Origin of the sequence: Legionella antarctica (assembly GCF_011764505.1) — a bacterium.
Lineage (GTDB): Bacteria > Pseudomonadota > Gammaproteobacteria > Legionellales > Legionellaceae > Legionella > Legionella antarctica.
In genome coordinates this window covers 1,055,911-1,070,692 of record NZ_AP022839.1, presented here as the reverse complement: position 1 = coordinate 1,070,692, position 14,782 = coordinate 1,055,911, and the positions used below count along the sequence as shown (strand labels likewise).

The window sequence follows — 14,782 nt, the reverse complement described above, 5'->3', positions numbered from 1 at the left end:
CTTTTAATTATTTTTGCGACAAAACCTTTTTTTCAGCAAAGCACTCATTTGGCGTACCTTGAATAGTTGGCTCAGCTGCACTCAATAAATCATTGGTACATTCAGTTAGAGGTGGATAAATTCTATCGTGATTAATGTATTGCTTTATCTCTTTAGCGTCCTGCCCAGTCTGTGTAATTTTTCTTTCCCATCCTTGCATATATAAAGCGCCCCAAGGGCCTAAATCTAAACAAGTCACATAGGCTTCCTGATGGTAAGCGATCATGGGAAAACCATATAGATCAGCGACAGCATTATGGCCTACTATCCTGCCTTGAGGACGTCCGTGTTGGCATGACATGACTGATGTGTGTTGGATATCGACATTGGCACAAGCCACATCACCGGCGGCAAAGCAATGCGGTGTTTGTAGCATGCGAAGGTATTTATCGACAATAATTCGTCCTAACTTATCTTTAGTATCTGAAAACAAACCAGCTAAAGGATTGGCTCGCATGCCGACAGTCCAAATCACGGTTTGTGTTGGAATGAATTCGCTTGATTCCAATAAGATGCCGTCCTTTTTTAGTGCTGTTATGCTCGTGTTTGGCATCAACTCGATACCCATTTCGTTTAGCGCTTTTAATATGGTTGGCTGAGGTGATTGACCTAATGTACTGGCTATTTCGCTATGATCGATGAGTATCACTTTTACCTTAGAATGATTTGATTCATCAATAATATTTCTTAATCTATTGGGTAATTCCGAAACTAATTCTAATCCGGTGAACCCGCCACCCACAACAACAACAGTATAACGACCATTATGGTTATTGGATTGAGGTAATTGTTTTAAATGGGATTCCAGTTTTTTGGCGGCAGGATAAGTGTCGATATTAAAACTGTATTGTTCAAGTCCAGGAATGTTAGGATAGCAGCGGTTCCCGCTACCAGTTTCTCCCCACCGATAGGTAATAGAATATTCCCTATCTATTCCTCATGGGCAGCAACAAGCAATTCACAAATCATCTGATTGCAAAACAAGCACTAATCGTTATCAAAACTCAAAAACTCATTTAAAACCAAAACAATAGCCGTGTTCAAAAATAAGATGCTATGAGGTATTAATGGGATTAAGTTTGATTTTCTCCTGCCCATGAATAATTGCGTTAAATAAATCATTCCAATTATCAACAAAATATTCACTGAATAGGCGTTTCATTTTATCCCAGAGACCAATTTTTGATTGGCGCATTTTTAGTGCTTTTTGGAACATATTACAACAAAGCTCCTGAACCTGATCAACAAAGAAAGCGAGCATCATCAATAAGGCTAGCATGGTCGAGAGATTTTTATATCCATGTCCAAAATTATGACCAAAGTGGTAGTTTAGGTTTTTGAGTGTATTAAATATGGGATTTTCTATTTTCCAGTTCGCACGTCCTCCTCGCATAATGTCATAAGCATTGTTATTGGTAATCGTTATGTCAGTGACCCAGCTAAAATGTTGCTTGCCACCCTTTTTATTTGTTTCCCAGTACTCCATGAAATTTACTTTAAAATCATAATGGCTTGTATTGAGTGGTGCGCCATTAATATAACGGTAACTGTGCGTCACCCCGTCTTCTGTTTTGTGCTCATAAGTAATACACTCATGTTCGTTGAGCCATTTAAATAGTGCTTTGTGATCCCCTTCTTTAGCACCCGTTATGAACTGCATATCCAGGTTTTTAAGCTCATTGAGGTGAGGGTAATTTGAAGCCAAGCTGTCTTCAACGACAATGACTTTTAAGTGTGGGTGTTCTCGTTTCAAATCCCTATATAACCGTTTGGAAGCGTTGCGTTCACAGTCGTTTTTAGTATCGCCATCTTCTTTCATGATAAGTTCTGGTACAAATGGAATAACCACTTTTTTATCCGGGTGAACTATGGCTGCGCAATACATATTGTGGTAATACGAGACCTTCTCGTCAGGAAATCGAGCATAATGATAGGATTTGATGGCCAGCTCTATTTCCGCCTTAACTTCTTTTGATAATTCCTTATACATTTTTTTATCATGCAGCAATGTAGGCAAACTATCGATATCTTTAATTGGAATCAAAGTAATTTTTTTGTGGTCATCTATATACCATAATGCAAAATATGTTCGTAGTGGATTAGCTAAAATATAACTACGTGCTTTCAGAGATAGGTCGGTAATAGATTGCTTTGTGGTTAAAACTACAGATAATTTGTGATCATGCTTAATACAACATTGGTCGCAATGAATTACATTGGATGCAAAAAATCCAGTTCCATCCCCAGCCAGTAAATAACGACCGTTTAGGTAACGATAAGATTCCAGGGATTTCCCTCTTTGAAGAAAGGCAAATAACCGCTTATAGACTTTACGCAGAGTAGATGGGGCTCCTTCATCCAATCGCTCGCGCATGTACGTATCACTAGGGATCTGTTCAATGCCATAAAGAGTTCCTAAATTATGTTGAACTTGGGGATCCAGTCGGTGACTCCTATCAAATTGGAGTAATGAAGGGTACTTGAGATTAAACATCGCAAAGGCAGACATCAAACAATCCGTCAACGAAATAACATTTTTCCCTGGCGCAGCATCACGGGGAGATTTGATTTTCTGAAACTCTTTACGAACTACAGTGATCAACCCAACTGCAGACAAAAATTTTCTTATTGGTAACATCTTTGGACATTCTATCATTCAGTTTTAAATTAAAGATAAAATAGCAAAAAAGTTTACGAAATAAAATAGTTGGGATGCAGTACTGGCGCACTGTTGAGTAGGTTACGGGAACTGCTGTTAGGATAGTATAGTTGACTCCCTGCTGCTAAAACGAGTCGATCGTAGACATATTCTAAATTCCCCTCCTCTGATTCATCAGCAACTATTACTGTTTGCTTATCTTGATTCATTTGTTGGGCTTCACCAATAATGATTTTCACATTCACTGGGTCTAACAATTTTTTTAACGGGATTCGCGTAACTTCTAAATCGTCCTCATAATTACGAACGCGAATATCATGATACAACGTTTTATTGATGACGACGATTTCAAGCGCATTATCTTGAGATAATTCTTGACGTTTTTTAGCCGCTCCAAGCGCTGCCCAAAGGCCAGCAAAACCAGCACCTACTACTATAATTCTTTTCATTATCCAATACTCACGAAAATCTAAATGATTTTAACTTGCCCAAGCTTTGTTGCAATACTACCCTGCTGTTTTCAATAGGCGGTTCTAGTCAACGCGGAAACTATCAGCAGATATCAACGTTTCACCCAGTGTTGGTTCTTTATTTATCACTAATATCCTCACTATATTTTTTAACCAGTTACGGTAGCAATTTACTTAGTTGATTTTTCTCTCTATTCGAAATATTTTCTTTTATATTTTTAGCATATAATATAATTAATAATACCAATATATCGTTAGAGTAATGATATAAAATACGCAACCCACCACTTTTTCCCTTTCCACCTTTCCCTGTTTGCCATCTTAATTTCCTTACACCTCCTGTGCCTGCAAGCAAATTACCCGAATCAGGATACGCCTCTAAATAATTATATACTTCTTCTAATGATCTTTCCCTGATCTGTTGGACACCTTATTAAGAGAGTAAAATCCTAAAGTAGAGGTGAATTGATGCGCCCATATGGGAATATATGGCGATACCCCCAACCAAATTGCTAATAATGACAAAGCTAAAGAAATTGATATTAAAAATTACCATTGGAAAAAAATGTGTCGCGGTTTATTTCAGCTGCCTATTGCTGCTTGAATACGATTTAGCGACTTACACGCCAGCCTGTACGTAGTGGTATGTTAATTTAACAATAAAATCACGGTTCTGAAGTTAAAAAAAATAGGTTATCAATTACCGAGCGGGGATTAGATTGTAAAGCGCTACGCACAGGATCATCTCCCATCAATTTCAAAAAATGTCCATTTGAATACTAAGCTGGTGATGATAAATTGCCAACTTAGTGGGTGGGAAGGTTCCTAACATTAGAACCTTCCTGAGTGCTATAATTTAATTGAAGTTATCAGTATATAACTTCACGGCGTTCTAAAGTTCGGATGGTCTCTTAGCAGATAACTTCATTTAAAAACCACATGACTTTCCGGATAGCCTCTAATATATTTCTAAGGAGGGATTATGTCACTGCCCCCGCGTTTTTATAATGAAAAGAACACGAGCAACATTGCACCTGAAATCATCAAGAAACTGATATTGCTTCGTTTATCGGAGTACAGCCTGAAACGTATCGAAAAAGAAATGACACCCGTGTATTTTGGACAACTTCATGTATTAATACTGGAATTAAGCCAGCGAATACAAAAAGCTAATATTATTCGTAGCGGTGGCCCGATCGCCTATAAAATAGCCAAGAAAAGGTTTGAAGGGCTCCTTGATGCACAATGGTACGCGGACAAAGTCCATGCTATTGTATTTGGAGCACAACTATTGCAATACTTTACCATTGTCTGTGATAATGATTTTGACCCAAATGATAATATTTTCGCTTTTGTGCGATTCTTGAAGTACAATGAATCCCGGTTTGGAAATACAGAAGATAACCTTTTCATCACTGAGTACACACTGATAAAAGCCTACAATGAATTGTGTAAGTATGATGATATTTATAAAGAAATAATAAATGGCAATGAAAAGACAAAACAGATGGAAGCTGCTTTGTCCATAAAAAGATTGGCTGGGAAAATCTATACATTGGAACAGCATTTGGCTCTGAAGTCCGCAGGGAACTCTCATCACATTTTTTATCAATATCTTGCTTTTATCATTTCCTACACCCGCTCAAAAATTACAGAAATTCTTTTTGAATTAAATATACCAAAAGAATTGGAAGAAGAGCCGAAAAAGTGGATGAGCTCTCAAAGAGAACTATTGGTAAAGGCGCATACACACCTCAATGCATTAGATGCGCTAATGCAAGATCCTGAGCGACTCAAAGGCGCGGAGTACAGTTTAGGGTGGGACATTTTGTACAATTTTCCAGAAAAAAGCATAGAGCGTTTGAAGCTTCATATAGAGGAGTTGATCGGCTCTTTCTGATTTTGTGTTAGTATAATGGCGAACTGATTTTGGGCGTACTTATGAGGTGATCCTAGGTAACGTGAATTCGATATAACTGGTTAAAGATTAGGTTGTAATGTGATGAACCACATTTTATGCTGGGCGGGTTTCCTATTCAAATCATGGCTCGAAAAATCAAGTACCTCAACAATATTGTTGAGTAAAGCAATCTGTTTGTGAAGAAAATAACAAAACTTTTTAAAGGTTTTAAAGAATTTAATTGTTTACAATCAACTCTTGCCGGTATCGAAATGCATCATATGCTACGAAAAGGCCAACATATACAAGCTGAAAACCAGATCGTTTTTGAACAGTTTTATGCTATCGCTGCATAATTTCGTCCAATATAAATCGACCTGGCAAATACAGAAATTTTCGAGACAGAGCTAATTATAGTAAGGCCGTAGGCCCGTTGCTTAGGCTAGGGTCTGAAGCTAGGTTCTGAAGCTAGGTTCTCTAATAAGGACGCAGTGTCAACTTTGTTCATTTCAGTAGCAATATCTTGCGCGGTTTGTCCTCTTTTATTTACATCCGATAGCTGAGCTCCAGCACAAAATAAAGCCTTTATTATTGCATGGTCTTCTTTTCGTGCTGCCGCCATTAAAGGGGTTTCCTTTGCAAGGGCTGTTTTTTGATTCACGTTAATATTATTTTCAATTAATAGGTTGCATATGGTTAAATTTCCATTGCAGATGGCCCACGTTAATACGTTTTCCCCCATAGGAAGTATCGCATTTACATTAACCCCATTTCCCAATAGCACTTTTAGGCATTTGTTTTTACCACCTAGCACGGATTGAAAAAATAACGCCTGGATAGTGGTTTTATCGACCGAATGCTCTTTTAATTTTTCAGCTAATAATTCTCCATTATCATTTTCCATTGCCTTTTTCAGTAGTGCTTTTACTTTGGAAGTCTCCATATGATTGCTACCCTTTATTTATGTTCAACAAATTATTCAATATGTTTTAATTTTAACATAAAAAGTACAGAATTACTTTAGGAAAATAACCATACTCTATATCAGAAACGAAAACACTTATTCAATACCAACACGCCCTGTATTACAAATGATAATAATTTGTAATGCAGGGCGCGACTTTGAACATACTACTTGTAAAAAATATAGCACAGCTGCATTTAAAACTTTATACCAACAGCTCTTGCTACTTGATCAACAAAGTTAATAATACTATTCAACACAGCCTTAATTCCGCTAACTAATCGCCCGACAAAACCTTCTGTTGGTTTTGGTGCCTCTTGGTCTATAGCCTTTTTTGCTGCATTAACTTGCGCGCGAAGAGTCTCGGGGTCAATATTTTCGTCTACACCAGGCTCTGGATTTACTACAGGGTCTACAACAGGCTGTGGCGCACGTGCCATTTGTGCCCATGTAGCATCACTTGATTGAATGTTAAAACCCAGTTTTTTGTATAAAGCTATAGCCCCTTGGTTTGTGGACCTAACTTGTAAGCCAATGTCTTTGTTTTCTTTATCGGCTCGTTCTAAAACGGCATTTAACAACCGGCTTCCAAGGCCTCTTCGAGTATAGTCCAGTGATACACCAATATTATCAATCCATAGCTTTGAGGAAGACACATTAACAAATACATAACCCACAATTTCATCTGTGGTGTGGCTTTTGATGACCGATGAAACTCCCTTTTGGCATACACTCCGCAATCTATCATCTCCAAGTGGCTCTTCATCTGGAAATATTTTTTTATCAAGTACGGATATCGTTGCTATATCCGATACCTCCATCGAAACAAGATCAAACGTTTCTTCTGGTTTTTCTATTTCAAGCCCTGCTTCAACTACTGGGGCTACTTGTTCAACTATCGGGGTTTCTTCTGCCTTTGCAGCTAAGCGAGAATCACGGGATTTAATCATCTCCTGGCGGTCATCAAACTCTGTAAATGTAAATATTTTTGCACTGCTTTTCATATCATTATTAATTAAGAGAGCATCTTCAGGAAATAGGCCATCAATTTCAGCTTTTGATACTAAGCGGCCTCCAAAAAAATTTCTATATTGCTCCGCTTTTGTCTTATAAACCTCATCTATCGATGTACCAAGTTCTGTATATTCATTTTTGTCGCGTATCACTACTAATGGCGCATTGTATGAAATCAAGCTATATTTCATTGCATCGAGCATCAGTTTTTTGCCACTGGTAGCAGAATCAATATTCATCATAATATGTGTATGATTCCAATGGGAAGTGCTTGTTGTTCTATCCCCAATGAGTTCTCCCCCATCTGCAAGCAATCCTTTTAATTGATTCAAACCATACGGCGCACAGCAACAGTCTGCAACAATGTGATCAAAGGTGACATTGTTATCTTTAGCAACTTTGATAATTTTATCGATTTGCGCCTTTCTTAAGTTATTAAAAAATGGTGGATTATTAGATTCACCATGACCACCGGTAAACAGTAATGTATCACAGTTTTTATCCTTATTTGTTTTACAAAATGCGGTAAATTCGTATCCTGTCAGAATCGCCGGGTAAGTGTCTGCCACTGAGCCCGGACTAATCCGAGCCGCGCGCGTCAGCAAGCGGAATTATCTCGAGATGCTTATGTGGTGCATGGAACCTGCCGCACTTTAAGTAAGATTAATTCAGCCAATGATGGCATTTCAAATTTTTTAGTCACCCTATCGTAAATATACTGATAAACGTTAACTTTCAGTTTTCTGGCCGTCTGTACAATCGTGGCAAACGTATCCTTTGATTTGGTGCCATTTTGGGAGACCGTTTGGAGATTGATGTCGCGTATCCTTGCTTGAAACCGTGTCCCTAATTCAGAGGCATTGTTGTGCAATGGCAGAAATGGATGGTCTAACACCAATAATAACGCTTGTTTTTTAGCACGTGTCTTTGCAATGCGTTGATCTAAAACATCATAGCCTGTCGTGGTTGCGAACAAAGTATCAAATTGCATTGATAGTTGTTGGGCCATTGATTGAGATGGAGCCGTCTTGTAAGTCAATAATGCATGGTAGAAATCCCATAATTGCTCAAGAAATACAGCCAATATATTCTGATTCATATCTGAGAATGGAGTGAGTTTTTTATAATGACGACCTTCATGGATCCAGCACAGCGCATGATGTAGGGCCAATTTATTAAACTGAGGCGCATCATCTGTCATTAAATAATGGATGAAGTATTTCGAGTGCTGATAATAGGCAAGAGCTGCTGACTCAAGAATTATGCGTCGATTCGTGCTGTGTTTTTTTGGATTTGGAAAAAGTGTTCCCATCAAACTATCGATTGATTCACGTGTGAGGGGTTGTGCATGCAGCATTGGTTTAATTTGATCCAACCATTTTTTTGCGAGACCAAACTCATCCATTAACTCATAAGCCTCCTGATTAAACATAAACTTTAATTGGTCTCGACACAGCAACTCCAATAAGGTCAAGCGATCTTTTTTACGACGAGTGAAGTATGCTGTAAAAAAGTCATTACATAAAACATGGGTGTAGTGATTTTTGCCGTTAACACGACTGCCTGTGTCATCCATCTGCTGGTACAAGCCTGCGTTGCTACCGGCATCGACAATATCTTCTTTTTCCTGATGAAAAATATCATTGCCTTCTGTCAGCATGGAAGCAATTTTACCATGTGATATTTGAATACCACATGTTTTTAAAAAGCGCTCAATGGCGCTCTCCGTCATCCCTGCATCACGGTATAATGTGATGACCAGCGCTTTAACCCCAGGACCAAATTCACTGCCCTTATATTCGCCAGGAATCGGCGCAATAAAGGTTTTTTTCAAAGATGGTGAGTAATACGTTTCCAGCTTGAATTCAACATTATCCGTGATGATTTTTAGATCCTGGATGATTCGAATCTCAAAACCCTTGAACTTGGCGTCATCTGGCAGCGTTGCTTTGTCCAGAGCAATCGTAACACGTCTATCAATACGTACGTTTTTTTTGTCTTTGCCTGTGTTTTTATTGTTCCCTTTACCACGTTTATTGCGATCTCCTTCAGATGAATGATTGGAATTGCCTGTATTATCGCCATTGCTACCTTTGGATTGACCGCGAATATTAGGTTTGCCCTGTTCACCCTTAAGGCGGTTTATCTCATCACGTAATACTTGGTTTTCCTCTCTGAGCAAAGCATTTTCTTCGGCAAGCATTTCGACCAAATTAACCAATACCTTAATGATAGTCACGGCCTTTTTGTCGGCAAGACTATCGATATCTTTTGTTAACTCATCTAAAACTTGTTTGATTTCTTGGCGTTTCATCATCTACCACTGCGTTACTAATGCTGATACGGCAATCATAACATGACTTTTTTTGAACGCATTTTTCGAGTTTTAACGCCACTAAGGGCTAAGAAAAAATCTGACCTCAGGAGGGAGATGTTTTATTAGTGAAAGGGGCTACATTGTGATCTTGGGGATCTTAGGGCATGCATATTGCATGACTTACGTTTGATATGGAAAAACATCAGTTTTACAGAAAAACCGTGTCAATAGGTATTTTGAATATTTTTAAAGAATTCCGCTTGCTGACGCGCGCGGCTCGGATTAATCCGGACTCAGTGGCAGACACTTACCCGGCGATTCTGACAGGATACGTTATTTGAAGCCATAAATTTTACAGGATGCTCTGAAAGCAGTCAATTGTTAAATTTTCTTTTGCATATGCTTTTAGATGTCATCTATAACATCTCCTCAATTGATTCCCAGCAAACAATCCATCAAATCTCATAGTTATTCTGCTTCAACATTTTTTATGATTAATTTTTTGTATATTCGATAGTTACAAACCCCACTCGCCACAGAGTAGAGTATAATTTATAAGTAGCTGGCCAATTATCCAAGGAAAGATGATGTATCAACATATTATAGTTGCAGTTGACGAGAGTGATGTAGCAAAACAGGCTTTACATGAGGCGATTAGTCTTAGCAAGGAACATCAAGCCAAATTACGACTTGTGCATGTAGTAAATGAATTTTATTCCGGCTATCTTGTGGCTGGCGTTGATTATGAGCAAATCGAGTTGTCACTCAGGCAAGGAGCTCAAAAATTATTGGATGCAATGGAAACTATGGCACGTATGGAACATATGGATTGTGACAGTCAGTTGATCGAGATAAAATCAGAAGAGCGGATTTCAGCTAAACTTGTCGAAGCAGCAAAAGATTGGCCTGCAGATTTACTTGTTATAGGTACTCATGGTCGTCGAGGTTTTCAGCATTTTATGTTAGGTAGTGTGGCAGAAGGAGTTATTCGCAGGGCTTCCATTCCGGTTCTGATGGTTCGGGGAAAATAAACAACACAATAAGAAGGGGTGTTAAAAAATTAATCTTATTTAAGAGCAGTTGACCATTTATTTTTAAAAATCTAGTGCTGCTCCTTGTTTCAGAGCAAGTCCATTAAACGATAACCTTTTGTTCCATAAAAATTCTTAATCAAGCATATACTTATAACAAGGGATATACAGGATAGAAACAGATGGATAAATACATCGATAGACAACGTGCAGGAAAAATCCTTGCAACCCATCTTAAGAGCTATTCAGATAAAAAAGATGCTATCGTTTTGGCTTTGCCTCGGGGTGGAGTCCCAGTTGCTTATGAGATTGCACGTTTGCTTTCTATCCCGCTGGATGTGTTTATTGTGCGGAAGCTAGGAGTTCCAGGACACAAGGAGCTGGCTATGGGTGCCCTTGCTTCAGGAGGACTTATTCTACTTAATCAAGAGCTTATTGATTCTTTCAAATTACTTAAATCTTCTGTAGATCAAGTGATAAATTACGAAAATAAAGAATTAGCTCGCCGCGAGTCCCTATATCATGTTAATAAAAAGGCTCCAGTTCTAAGAGATAAGACTATATTACTTGTTGATGATGGTATAGCCACCGGTTCAACGATGCACGCTGCAATTTTGGCCTTACGCCAGAAAAAACCAGCACAAATTATTGTAGCAGTGCCAGTTGCTGCCAAGGATACCTATAATGACTTATCTAAACTCGTTGATAAAATCGTGTGTCCCTTAACCCCTGTAAATTTCCATGCAGTGGGTTTATGGTATAAGAATTTCACACAAACAAGCGATAGTGAAGTCTGTGAATTATTAAGAAAAGCCTATCAGCAAAGGAGTAGTAAATAAATCAAAATTACCTTACTTAGCCAATAGCTATGGTAAAACTGATAGGAACGATTTTTTTTAAATGCAAAAAAATAGGGGAGTTTATACTTTCTTTTAATACATGTGTGCCCAATGGCCTCAAAACATTGGCTAATAATGCTGACAGGACGGCAATTTTTGTATTATTATTCCTGGAAGGACGTCAGAAATAGCGCTGTGTAATACGGGAGTAGTATTAGATTCAACTCGTATTACACATGGAAGCATTACGCCAAATTATAGGCTTGCTAATCTATCGATAACATTATTTCCAGTAATGAAACGATCTTTATTTTGCTCTTCATAACCTCGTAGAGCCGTGACAATTGGTCTGGTTATTACACTCACTGCAGACCTTAAGAAACTTGCTATTGCTCCCATAAAGGCCAGGCCTGACAACATCAAGTCTTTTTGTGCCTCTGTTTGATGTTCTTTAGCATTGCCTCTGGCTAAACCAGTATGAATAACCAGAGCCTGAATGCCTTCCCACAGGGCCATGCCAAGCGTGGCTAGAGAGATTACCAGTCCCATAGCAGGAAGAGCCGTGGCTCCTACTACTTCATCAAAGTAATCATGACCATCTCTCAGTTTTTCAAAAAATGTTAATGTATCCTGTCAGAATCGCCGGGTAAGTGTCTGCCACTGAGCCCGGACTAATCCGAGCCGCGCGCGTCAGCAAGCGGAATTATCTCGAGATGCTTATGTGGTGCATGGAACCTGCCGCACTTTAAGTAAGATTAATTCAGCCAATGATGGCATTTCAAATTTTTTAGTCACCCTATCGTAAATATACTGATAAACGTTAACTTTCAGTTTTCTGGCCGTCTGTACAATCGTGGCAAACGTATCCTTTGATTTGGTGCCATTTTGGGAGACCGTTTGGAGATTGATGTCGCGTATCCTTGCTTGAAACCGTGTCCCTAATTCAGAGGCATTGTTGTGCAATGGCAGAAATGGATGGTCTAACACCAATAATAACGCTTGTTTTTTAGCACGTGTCTTTGCAATGCGTTGATCTAAAACATCATAGCCTGTCGTGGTTGCGAACAAAGTATCAAATTGCATTGATAGTTGTTGGGCCATTGATTGAGATGGAGCCGTCTTGTAAGTCAATAATGCATGGTAGAAATCCCATAATTGCTCAAGAAATACAGCCAATATATTCTGATTCATATCTGAGAATGGAGTGAGTTTTTTATAATGACGACCTTCATGGATCCAGCACAGCGCATGATGTAGGGCCAATTTATTAAACTGAGGCGCATCATCTGTCATTAAATAATGGATGAAGTATTTCGAGTGCTGATAATAGGCAAGAGCTGCTGACTCAAGAATTATGCGTCGATTCGTGCTGTGTTTTTTTGGATTTGGAAAAAGTGTTCCCATCAAACTATCGATTGATTCACGTGTGAGGGGTTGTGCATGCAGCATTGGTTTAATTTGATCCAACCATTTTTTTGCGAGACCAAACTCATCCATTAACTCATAAGCCTCCTGATTAAACATAAACTTTAATTGGTCTCGACACAGCAACTCCAATAAGGTCAAGCGATCTTTTTTACGACGAGTGAAGTATGCTGTAAAAAAGTCATTACATAAAACATGGGTGTAGTGATTTTTGCCGTTAACACGACTGCCTGTGTCATCCATCTGCTGGTACAAGCCTGCGTTGCTACCGGCATCGACAATATCTTCTTTTTCCTGATGAAAAATATCATTGCCTTCTGTCAGCATGGAAGCAATTTTACCATGTGATATTTGAATACCACATGTTTTTAAAAAGCGCTCAATGGCGCTCTCCGTCATCCCTGCATCACGGTATAATGTGATGACCAGCGCTTTAACCCCAGGACCAAATTCACTGCCCTTATATTCGCCAGGAATCGGCGCAATAAAGGTTTTTTTCAAAGATGGTGAGTAATACGTTTCCAGCTTGAATTCAACATTATCCGTGATGATTTTTAGATCCTGGATGATTCGAATCTCAAAACCCTTGAACTTGGCGTCATCTGGCAGCGTTGCTTTGTCCAGAGCAATCGTAACACGTCTATCAATACGTACGTTTTTTTTGTCTTTGCCTGTGTTTTTATTGTTCCCTTTACCACGTTTATTGCGATCTCCTTCAGATGAATGATTGGAATTGCCTGTATTATCGCCATTGCTACCTTTGGATTGACCGCGAATATTAGGTTTGCCCTGTTCACCCTTAAGGCGGTTTATCTCATCACGTAATACTTGGTTTTCCTCTCTGAGCAAAGCATTTTCTTCGGCAAGCATTTCGACCAAATTAACCAATACCTTAATGATAGTCACGGCCTTTTTGTCGGCAAGACTATCGATATCTTTTGTTAACTCATCTAAAACTTGTTTGATTTCTTGGCGTTTCATCATCTACCACTGCGTTACTAATGCTGATACGGCAATCATAACATGACTTTTTTTGAACGCATTTTTCGAGTTTTAACGCCACTAAGGGCTAAGAAAAAATCTGACCTCAGGAGGGAGATGTTTTATTAGTGAAAGGGGCTACATTGTGATCTTGGGGATCTTAGGGCATGCATATTGCATGACTTACGTTTGATATGGAAAAACATCAGTTTTACAGAAAAACCGTGTCAATAGGTATTTTGAATATTTTTAAAGAATTCCGCTTGCTGACGCGCGCGGCTCGGATTAATCCGGACTCAGTGGCAGACACTTACCCGGCGATTCTGACAGGATACAAAATTTTTGAGTAATTAAAATGCAAGATAGTAAAGCCTTTGAACGCAAACCAAGAACGATGTTAATTGCAGGTCAAAATGAAACCGTTAGAAAAACTGCATCACAACATGGTTTCCCTGCTACAGTGGGTCTAATCGGATGTGTAGCGTTAATCATTGCAGATAAAAAAAGTAATGTAAGCCTGACCCATGTTGATTCGAGTACTGATTTGTCCTTTATTGCTGGTGAGATAGAATTTATGGACGGTGAATTTACTATCGATTTGATAAGAGGGAAGGGGGAGCTTTATAGAGAAATCCTTGCTGTATTGGAGGCAATGGGTTTTTCTGATATCCAGCCATCAGGAAAAAACAGAGTGGTTGAAAGTAATGAGGGGACCGTAGTATTCAATTATTTGAAGGGGGTGCCTCAGGTTTTCTCTTTTAATGATTTTAAAGACATTGCAACTCCAGGAGTTCAACCCGGAGCAACGAATAGATTGCATTCATTAGGATATAATGCTCAAACCTGTGTGGCTGATCCCTTAAAATTTCAATTAAGAGTGTACACTCGTCAATTAAATCATTGTTTGTCTTCAGTGGCTTCTGCGCTGCCAGTATTAGTGCATGATGCTTCTGGATGGCTAGAGACAGATGTTCAGATAGATAGGGAAGTGCAGGTCATTTTAGATAAGGGAAAAATAGGACAGGATAGATTCTTTAGCTCTGGTAAAATGGATTTGTTTCATTATATTTATCCAAGCTATAAAGCACTTGTTGAGCACCTTGAATCAGAGACAAAAATTGCTCACGGAATCTAGATCGCCGA

At 38.8% G+C, this 14,782-nt stretch carries 14 protein-coding genes; 5 read left to right on the top strand and 9 right to left on the bottom strand.

Features of this window, described 5'->3' with window-relative positions; genetic code table 11:
* Positions 1-7 precede the first annotated feature (7 nt).
* The 4 genes from HRS36_RS05145 to HRS36_RS19020 all read right to left on the bottom strand — a co-directional run bounded on the left by HRS36_RS05145 (position 8) and on the right by HRS36_RS19020 (position 3,448).
* Positions 8-874, bottom strand: coding sequence for an FAD-dependent oxidoreductase (locus tag HRS36_RS05145; protein WP_267313957.1), 867 nt, complete (start codon positions 872-874; stop codon positions 8-10).
* 219 nt (positions 875-1,093) lie between these two features.
* Positions 1,094-2,677, bottom strand: a complete 1,584-nt coding sequence (locus HRS36_RS05140) for a hypothetical protein (RefSeq protein ID WP_173235428.1) — start codon at positions 2,675-2,677, stop codon at positions 1,094-1,096.
* Between the two features lie 53 nt (positions 2,678-2,730).
* A complete protein-coding gene (locus HRS36_RS05135; RefSeq protein ID WP_173236485.1) occupies positions 2,731-3,147 on the bottom strand; it encodes an FAD-dependent oxidoreductase in 417 nt (138 codons plus the stop codon).
* A gap of 178 nt (positions 3,148-3,325) precedes the next feature.
* On the bottom strand, positions 3,326-3,448 hold the full coding sequence (locus tag HRS36_RS19020; RefSeq protein WP_420814324.1) for a hypothetical protein: 123 nt from the start codon (positions 3,446-3,448) through the stop codon (positions 3,326-3,328).
* A gap of 702 nt (positions 3,449-4,150) precedes the next feature.
* Here HRS36_RS19020 and HRS36_RS05125 point away from each other — a divergent pair.
* Both HRS36_RS05125 and HRS36_RS05120 read left to right on the top strand, forming a co-directional pair.
* Positions 4,151-5,068 (top strand): hypothetical protein, encoded by a 918-nt coding sequence (locus tag HRS36_RS05125; RefSeq protein ID WP_173236483.1) that lies wholly within the window; start codon positions 4,151-4,153, stop codon positions 5,066-5,068.
* Between the two features lie 197 nt (positions 5,069-5,265).
* Positions 5,266-5,424: a hypothetical protein gene (locus tag HRS36_RS05120; RefSeq protein ID WP_173236482.1), complete on the top strand. Its 159-nt coding sequence runs from the start codon at positions 5,266-5,268 to the stop codon at positions 5,422-5,424.
* A gap of 86 nt (positions 5,425-5,510) precedes the next feature.
* Here HRS36_RS05120 and HRS36_RS05115 read toward each other — a convergent pair whose 3' ends face one another.
* From HRS36_RS05115 to HRS36_RS05105, 3 genes are all read right to left on the bottom strand, one after another.
* Positions 5,511-5,972 carry an ankyrin repeat domain-containing protein gene (locus HRS36_RS05115; protein ID WP_173236481.1) on the bottom strand — a complete coding sequence of 154 codons (462 nt, stop codon included), beginning with the start codon at positions 5,970-5,972 and terminating at the stop codon, positions 5,511-5,513.
* A 257-nt stretch (positions 5,973-6,229) separates the two neighbouring features.
* Complete coding sequence (locus tag HRS36_RS05110) at positions 6,230-7,615, bottom strand: GNAT family N-acetyltransferase (RefSeq protein ID WP_173236480.1); 1,386 nt, start codon at positions 7,613-7,615, stop codon at positions 6,230-6,232.
* Positions 7,616-7,671: 56 nt separating this feature from the next.
* Positions 7,672-9,363: an IS66 family transposase gene (locus HRS36_RS05105; RefSeq protein WP_173235423.1), complete on the bottom strand. Its 1,692-nt coding sequence runs from the start codon at positions 9,361-9,363 to the stop codon at positions 7,672-7,674.
* A 587-nt stretch (positions 9,364-9,950) separates the two neighbouring features.
* On the opposite strand from HRS36_RS05105, the gene HRS36_RS05100 reads away from it, so the two are divergent.
* Entirely contained in the window at positions 9,951-10,394 is a 444-nt protein-coding gene (locus HRS36_RS05100) for a universal stress protein (protein ID WP_173236479.1), read from the top strand.
* A 182-nt stretch (positions 10,395-10,576) separates the two neighbouring features.
* Positions 10,577-11,233 (top strand): phosphoribosyltransferase, encoded by a 657-nt coding sequence (locus tag HRS36_RS05095; RefSeq protein ID WP_173236478.1) that lies wholly within the window; start codon positions 10,577-10,579, stop codon positions 11,231-11,233.
* Between the two features lie 255 nt (positions 11,234-11,488).
* On the opposite strand, the gene HRS36_RS05090 is transcribed toward HRS36_RS05095, so the two are convergent.
* Entirely contained in the window at positions 11,489-11,782 is a 294-nt protein-coding gene (locus HRS36_RS05090; RefSeq protein ID WP_226905580.1) for a hypothetical protein, read from the bottom strand.
* A 168-nt stretch (positions 11,783-11,950) separates the two neighbouring features.
* On the bottom strand, positions 11,951-13,642 hold the full coding sequence (locus tag HRS36_RS05085) for an IS66 family transposase (protein ID WP_173235423.1): 1,692 nt from the start codon (positions 13,640-13,642) through the stop codon (positions 11,951-11,953).
* 352 nt (positions 13,643-13,994) lie between these two features.
* Here HRS36_RS05085 and HRS36_RS05080 point away from each other — a divergent pair, with 352 nt between their 5' ends.
* The gene (locus HRS36_RS05080) at positions 13,995-14,774 is read left to right on the top strand and encodes a hypothetical protein (protein WP_173236477.1); all 780 of its coding nucleotides are present in this window, start codon (positions 13,995-13,997) and stop codon (positions 14,772-14,774) included.
* The last annotated feature ends 8 nt before the right edge of the window (positions 14,775-14,782 follow it).

Excerpts from the sequence above, each read along its gene's own strand:
- HRS36_RS05090 (WP_226905580.1), bottom strand. The coding sequence starts at position 11,782 with ATGGGACTGGTAATCTCTCTAGCCACGCTTGGCATGGCCCTGTGGGAA.
- HRS36_RS05085 (WP_173235423.1), bottom strand. The coding sequence starts at position 13,642 with ATGATGAAACGCCAAGAAATCAAACAAGTTTTAGATGAGTTAACAAAA.
- HRS36_RS05135 (WP_173236485.1), bottom strand. The coding sequence starts at position 3,147 with ATGAAAAGAATTATAGTAGTAGGTGCTGGTTTTGCTGGCCTTTGGGCA.
- HRS36_RS05105 (WP_173235423.1), bottom strand. The coding sequence starts at position 9,363 with ATGATGAAACGCCAAGAAATCAAACAAGTTTTAGATGAGTTAACAAAA.
- HRS36_RS05080 (WP_173236477.1), top strand. The coding sequence starts at position 13,995 with ATGCAAGATAGTAAAGCCTTTGAACGCAAACCAAGAACGATGTTAATT.
- HRS36_RS05115 (WP_173236481.1), bottom strand. The coding sequence starts at position 5,972 with ATGGAAAATGATAATGGAGAATTATTAGCTGAAAAATTAAAAGAGCAT.
- HRS36_RS05125 (WP_173236483.1), top strand. The coding sequence starts at position 4,151 with ATGTCACTGCCCCCGCGTTTTTATAATGAAAAGAACACGAGCAACATT.
- HRS36_RS05140 (WP_173235428.1), bottom strand. The coding sequence starts at position 2,677 with ATGTTACCAATAAGAAAATTTTTGTCTGCAGTTGGGTTGATCACTGTA.
- HRS36_RS05100 (WP_173236479.1), top strand. The coding sequence starts at position 9,951 with ATGTATCAACATATTATAGTTGCAGTTGACGAGAGTGATGTAGCAAAA.
- HRS36_RS05095 (WP_173236478.1), top strand. The coding sequence starts at position 10,577 with ATGGATAAATACATCGATAGACAACGTGCAGGAAAAATCCTTGCAACC.